This window comes from Streptomyces sp. NPDC041108 (assembly GCF_055592645.1).
The window spans coordinates 78,053-84,593 of record NZ_JBVIYK010000010.1 but is presented as its reverse complement, the minus strand read 5'-3'; the positions used below and the strand labels follow the sequence as shown (position 1 = coordinate 84,593).

General features: G+C 68.2%; 3 protein-coding genes. 2 read left to right on the top strand and 1 reads right to left on the bottom strand.

Features of this window, described 5'->3' with window-relative positions; translation table 11 throughout:
• Positions 1 to 134 precede the first annotated feature (134 nt).
• Positions 135 to 1,583 carry a CCA tRNA nucleotidyltransferase gene (locus ACZ6BB_RS26715; protein ID WP_471617700.1) on the bottom strand — a complete coding sequence of 483 codons (1,449 nt, stop codon included), beginning with the start codon at positions 1,581 to 1,583 and terminating at the stop codon, positions 135 to 137.
• Between the two features lie 234 nt (positions 1,584 to 1,817).
• On the opposite strand from ACZ6BB_RS26715, the gene ACZ6BB_RS26710 reads away from it, so the two are divergent.
• On the top strand, positions 1,818 to 4,226 hold the full coding sequence (locus tag ACZ6BB_RS26710) for a DUF6049 family protein (RefSeq protein ID WP_471617699.1): 2,409 nt from the start codon (positions 1,818 to 1,820) through the stop codon (positions 4,224 to 4,226).
• A gap of 47 nt (positions 4,227 to 4,273) precedes the next feature.
• Complete coding sequence (gene murJ / locus ACZ6BB_RS26705; protein ID WP_471617698.1) at positions 4,274 to 6,514, top strand: murein biosynthesis integral membrane protein MurJ; 2,241 nt, start codon at positions 4,274 to 4,276, stop codon at positions 6,512 to 6,514.
• Positions 6,515 to 6,541 lie beyond the last annotated feature (27 nt).

Sequence of the window (6,541 nt, the reverse complement as noted above, 5' to 3'; positions counted from 1 at the left end):
TTTTAACGTAAAAAGTCGACCCCTCAGGGACGGTGGCCCTGTCGACGGGGAACCAGCGTGTCGTGGTGTGGTGTTTCACGGAAAACCTCGGCCTGCGCCGCCGTCCGCGTCCACTGTCGACGGACAGTCCGTCGTCAGGACACCCGCGGTGTCCGAGCCCACCACTCCTTGAGCGCGGTCACGGCCTCGTCGTGCGGCATCGGGCCGTTCTCCAGGCGCAGCTCCAGCAGGAACTTGTAGGCCTGCCCGATCGCCGGCCCGGGCCCGACACCCAGGATCTCCATGATCTGGTTGCCGTCGAGGTCCGGGCGGATGGCGTCCAGTTCCTCCTGCTCCTGGAGCTGGGCGATCCGATCCTCCAGACCGTCGTACGCGCGGGACAGAGCGTTCGCCTTGCGCTTGTTCCGTGTCGTGCAGTCGGAACGGGTCAGCTTGTGGAGCCGGTCCAGCAGCGGGCCGGCGTCTCGTACATAGCGGCGGACCGCGGAGTCCGTCCATTCACCCATGCCGTATCCGTGGAAGCGCAGGTGGAGTTCGACCAGGCGCGAGACATCCCTGACGAGTTCGTTGGAGTACTTGAGGGCGGTCATGCGCTTCTTGGTCATCTTGGCGCCGACCACCTCGTGGTGGTGGAAGGAGACCCTGCCATCCTGCTCGAATCGACGAGTGCGGGGCTTACCGATGTCGTGCAGCAGGGCGGCGAGCCGCAGAGTGAGGTCCGGTCCGGCGTCCTCGAGCGCGATCGCCTGCTCCAGGACGATCAGCGTGTGGTCGTAGACGTCCTTGTGCCGGTGGTGCTCGTCCCGTTCCAGCCGCAGCGCCGGCAGCTCGGGCAGAACATGCTCGGCGAGGCCCGTCTCGACCAGCAGGCTCAGGCCCTCACGGGGATGAGCGGAAAGGATCAGCTTGTTCAGCTCGTCCCGTACCCGTTCCGCCGAGACGATCTCAATACGCCCGGCCATGGCAGTCATCGCCGAAACAACCTCGGGGGCCACCTCGAAGCCCAGCTGGGCGGCGAAACGCGCGGCCCGCATCATGCGCAGCGGATCGTCGGAGAAGGAGGCCTCGGGGGTGCCGGGAGTACGCAGCACGCGAGCCGAGAGGTCCTCGAGCCCGCCATGGGGGTCGATGAACTCCTTCTCGGGAAGAGCCACCGCCATCGCGTTCACAGTGAAGTCCCGGCGCACGAGGTCTTCCTCGATCGAGTCGCCGTACGACACCTCGGGCTTGCGCGAGGTCCGGTCGTACGCCTCGGAGCGGTAGGTGGTGACCTCGATCTGGTAGCCGTCCTTCTGCGCCCCCACCGTGCCGAAGGCGATCCCGACCTCCCAGAGGGCGTCCGCCCAGGGACGCACGATCTTCAGCACGTCCTCGGGGCGAGCGTCCGTCGTGAAGTCCAGGTCGTTGCCGAGGCGGCCGAGCAGAGCGTCCCTGACCGAACCCCCGACCAGGGCGAGCGAGAATCCCGCCTGCTGGAAACGGCGTGCGAGGTCGTCGGCGACAGGGGACACCCGCAGCAGTTCACTCACCGCGCGGCGCTGCACCTGACTCAGGGCACTGATGTCTTCGTTGGCGTTCGGCACAACAGAAAAGGGTACGTGCCGCCGGTGGCCGCGGTCGCCTCCATTGAACGTGCACCAGGCCACGCACAGGTGCACCTTTCACCGACCCCATTGATACGTGCACAAACAGGGACAGCACGGCCTCGGGCCCGATCTTGTGGAGCGGACCGCGGCACTTCCCCTCAGCGCACATCGTTACCATGCGTGGACGCACATTCCGACGACCACTGACGACGACGAGGGACGGGCGAGCGCGTGGCCGAGGCGGCAGACTTCCAGGGGACCAGTCCCTCACCTGCCCGCCGGTGGCTGCTGCGCACCGGAGCGCTGTTCGCCGGGGCACCCCTGCTCGCCGGCCTGTTCCAGGTGCCCGCGGCCCCGTCCGCACAGGCGTCGCCGAAGACCTCCCTGACGGAGGCCACGGGATCGAAAACCGTCGAGGTCTCCGTCGACTCGCTCAGCCCCAGCGTGCCCACCGACGGCGACACCGTCACCGTCTCCGGCACGGTCACGAACAAGGGCAAGCAGACGGTCACGGACGCCCACGTGGGCTTGCGGGTGGCATCAGCGGCCGTGACGGGCCGCTCGGCCATCGACGCCGCGGCCAGGCGCAGTGGTTTCGACCAGTTCACCGACGGCACGGAGGTCGGCGGGAAATACGTGGAGAAGTTCCCCGCACTCGCCTCCGGTGTGGCTCAGCCCTTCACCATCTCAGTGCCCGTCAAGGAGCTCGATCTCGGCTCGGACGGGGTCTATCAGCTGGGCGTCTCGCTCTCGGGCAGAACCGCGTCCGCTCAGTACGACCAGGTTCTCGGCATCCAGCGCACGTTCCTGCCGTGGCAGCCCGACGAGGCGGGCACCAAGACGAAGACGACGTACCTCTGGCCGCTGATCTCCACCCCCCATCTGACGGCCGAGACGGGCCCCGGTGAGCAGCAGACGCCCGTCTTCCTGAACGACGACCTCGCCAAGGAGATCTCGGCGGGCGGACGCCTGGAACAGATGCTGACGCTGGGCAAGGACCTGGACATCACCTGGGTGATCGATCCGGATCTCCTGGCGTCGCTGGTCGCGATGACGGGGAACTACCGGGTCCGGAGCGGGGACACCACCGTCGCCGGCAAGAACCAGGCCGTTGCAAAGGGCTGGCTGGCGGAGCTGGAGACAGCGGTCCAGGGCGAGGAGGTGATCGCTCTGCCCTTCGCCGATCCCGACCTCGCCGCGCTGGCCCACAACGGCAGGACGGTCGCCGGCTCCCTCAGCCGGCTGAAGGGCGCCACCGATGTGGCCTCGGACACAGTCGAGAACATCCTCCGGGTGGTGCCGGAGACGGACTTCGCCTGGCCCGTCAACGGCACCGTCGACCCGTCGATCGTCAAGGTCGCCATCTCCGCGGGCGCCGACAAGGTGATCGCCCGCAGCGACAGCCTGCAGGAGAGGAGCAGTCTCTCCTACACGCCCAACGCGGCCCGGCCCATCGGCGGCGGCACCACGGCGGTGGTCGCGGACGCCCGGCTGTCGACAGCCTTCCAGGGCGACATGACGAAGGCCGAGAGCTCGACGCTGGCGGTGCAGAGGTTCCTGGCCCAGAGCCTGGTGACCGACCTCCAGAACAACAAGCAGCGCAGCGTCGTGATCGCCCCCCAGCGGATGCCGTCGGCGAGCCAGGCCCAGACGATGGCCCAAGCCCTGACGGCACTCCAAGGGGGCAACTGGTCGCAGCCCCAGGAACTGTCCGAGGCCGCCGCGGCGAAGCCCGACCCACGCGCCAGCACGAGGATTCCGTCCGCCTCGGCCTACCCCAAGTCGCTGCGGAAGCAGGCGCTGCCCAAGTCGGCATTCGAGGAGATCCAGGGCACTCAGGCCGACCTCGACCGCTTCAAAGTGATCCTCACCGACCAGTCCCGTGTGGTGACGCCGTTCGGCAGGACCATGGACCGGGAGATGTCGACGTCCTGGCGGGGCCGCTCCATGGATGGAGCGATCTACCGCAACGACGTGCAGTCGTACCTCAACTCGCTCACCGGCCAGGTCCGGCTGATCGAGAAGTCCGAGACGAAGCTCTCCGGCCGCAGCGCCACGATCCCCGTGACCGTGCAGAACAACCTCGTGCAGGGCGTCGGCAACCTCACGCTGCGCCTCGAGTCGAAGGCACCGAAGCGCCTGAAGATCGGTGACAAGGGCTTCGGGGTGCAGTCCGTCGACATCTCCGGCGGCCACAGCGAGTCCGTGAAGTTCACCACCAACGCCGAGGCCAACGGCAAGGCCGATGTCGTGGCCCAGCTCTACACGGCGGACGGCGAGAAGTATGGTGACGAGGTCAGATTCACGGTGAACGTCACCGAGATCACGCCCACGGTCATGCTGGTCATCGCTGGTGGTGTCCTGCTCCTCGTCCTCGCCGGCTTCCGGATGTACACGCAGCGCAAGCGTGCGGCCGCCCGGCTGGAGGGGGAGGAAGCCCCGACGGACGACGACTCGCCGGAAGGCGTTCCGACGGACGAGGACGCGAACATCGAGGCGGCCCCAGTCGTACACACTGCCGAGGAGGATTCCCCGGCGAAGTCCGGGACGGATGAGCCGGAGCACGCGAGTGACCCGGCACCGGACACCGCTCCGGAAAGCGCCGACCCGTCCGGCACGGGTGAGAGAGTGGACCGTTGAGCGATTGTCGTGGCCGGTTGGCCCGGGGACGATGAGGTGGGGTAAGCATGAACGCGCCGTACGACGGTGACCGCGGCCAGGGCGCGGCCGACTCGGGGTATCCCGACGACGGCCAGCTGCCCGGGCCGGGCCAGGTGCCGCCGCAGCCTCCCGCGGACATGTACCTCCAGGACGCCTACGACCAGGACCCCTACCGCGCGCGTGATCTCTCCGCCCAGGATCCGGTGGCCGAGGCGCTCTACGACCGTGCCGCACACCCCCCGCCCGCCCCGGGCACCTATCAGCCGCAGCAGCCTCTCTACGCGCAGCCGTCGTCGCCGCAGTACGCGCCCGACCCGCGTGTGTGGGCCCAGACACCGGCTCCCGAGCCCGAAGGACCGACCCGGCATCTGCCATACGGCGACGACGCCCGTACGACCCAGTTCGTCGGCGTGGACGACCTGGTGACCCAGGCAGGCGAGGAGCGCCACGAGCCGGACGCGTTCGCGCATCTCTTCCGCGACCAGCAACAGAGTGGCCCCGCCCCCGTGGGCCAGCCGTCCGTGCCCGGACCGACCCCCGCCCCCTCGCCCGGCCCCGGCCCCGGCCGTCCGTCGTACCAGGAGCCCGCTCCGACGGCCGCCCCGGCATCTACACCTGCACCTGCCCCGAAGAAGGGCGGACGTTCCTCGGGCCTGCTGAAGTCGAGCGCCGTGATGGCGGCGGGCACCATGGTGTCGCGCCTCACCGGCTTCATCCGGTCGGCGATGATCGTCTCGGCGCTGGGCCTGGCTCTTCTCGGTGAGTCGTTCCAGGTCGCCTACCAGCTGCCGACGATGATCTACATCCTGACCGTCGGCGGTGGTCTCAACTCGGTCTTCGTACCGCAGCTCGTCCGTGCCATGAAGGACGACGAGGACGGCGGAGAGGCGTACGCCAACAGGCTGCTGACCCTGGTCATGGTGATCCTGGGCCTCCTCACCGCGCTCGCCATGCTCGGTGCACCTCTGCTCGTGCGCGCGCTGTCGACCCCTCTCGCCACCGACCCCGCGGCCAATGACGTAGCTGTCACCTTCACCCGGTACTTCCTGCCCTCGATCTTCTTCATGGGCATCCATGTGGTGATGGGACAGATCCTCAACGCGCGCGGCCGCTTCGGCGCGATGATGTGGACTCCGGTCCTGAACAACATCGTCATCATCGTCACCCTCGGCGCGTTCCTCTGGGTCTACGGCAGCGCGGCGAACTCCCACATGACGGTCGAGAACATCCCGCCGGAGGGCGAGCGTCTTCTCGGTATCGGCATCCTCCTGGGTCTCGTGGTCCAAGCACTGGCGATGATCCCGTACCTGCGGGAGACCGGTTTCCGGATGCGGCTGCGCTTCGACTGGAAGGGCCACGGCCTCGGCAAGGCCGCGATGCTCGCCAAGTGGACGATCCTGTTCGTCCTGGCGAACCAGGCGGGCGCCCTCGTGGTCACCCAGTTGGCGACCGCGGCGGTCACCGAGACGAAGATTGCCGGAACGGGTTTCAGCGCCTACGCCAACGCCCAACTCATCTGGGGCCTGCCGCAGGCCATCATCACCGTCTCGCTCATGGCCGCCCTTCTGCCGCGCATCTCCCGCTCGGCCGCCGAGGACGACACGGGCGCCGTCCGTGACGACATCTCGCAGGGCCTGCGCACCACAGCGGTCGCCATCGTGCCGATCGCCTTCGGCTTCGTCGCACTCGGCATCCCGATGTGCACGCTGATCTTCGGCTCCTCCGGCACCGGTGCGGCCACCAACATGGGCTTCATGCTGATGGCCTTCGGTCTCGGCCTGATCCCGTACTCCGTGCAGTACGTGGTCCTGCGCGCCTTCTATGCGTACGAGGACACCCGGACCCCGTTCTACAACACGGTCATCGTGGCCGCCGTCAACGCGAGCGCTTCCGCGGTCTGCTTCTTCGTGATCCCGGCCCGCTGGGCCGTGGTCGGTATGGCGGCGTCGTACGGTCTGGCCTACATGATCGGTGTCGGCATCGCCTGGCGCCGGCTCAAGAAGCGGCTGGGCGGCGACCTGGACGGATCCAGGGTCATGCGGACGTACGCGCGGCTGTCCATCGCCTCGCTGCCTGCGGCGCTGCTCAGTGGAGCCGCCTGCTACGGCATCAGCCGAACCCTGGGACAGGGCGTCGGCGGCTCGATGCTCGCGCTCGCAGGGGGAGGAATCGTGCTGCTCGGTGTCTTCTACGTCGCCGCGCGACGCATGCGCATCGAAGAGCTCAACTCGATGGTCGGCATGGTCCGCGGACGGCTGGGGCGCTGAGGTCGGGGTACGCGCACAACCATCGTC

Bases quoted from the DNA above. Each gene is read 5' to 3' on its own strand.
- murJ (WP_471617698.1), top strand. From the start codon at position 4,274: ATGAACGCGCCGTACGACGGTGACCGCGGCCAGGGCGCGGCCGACTCG.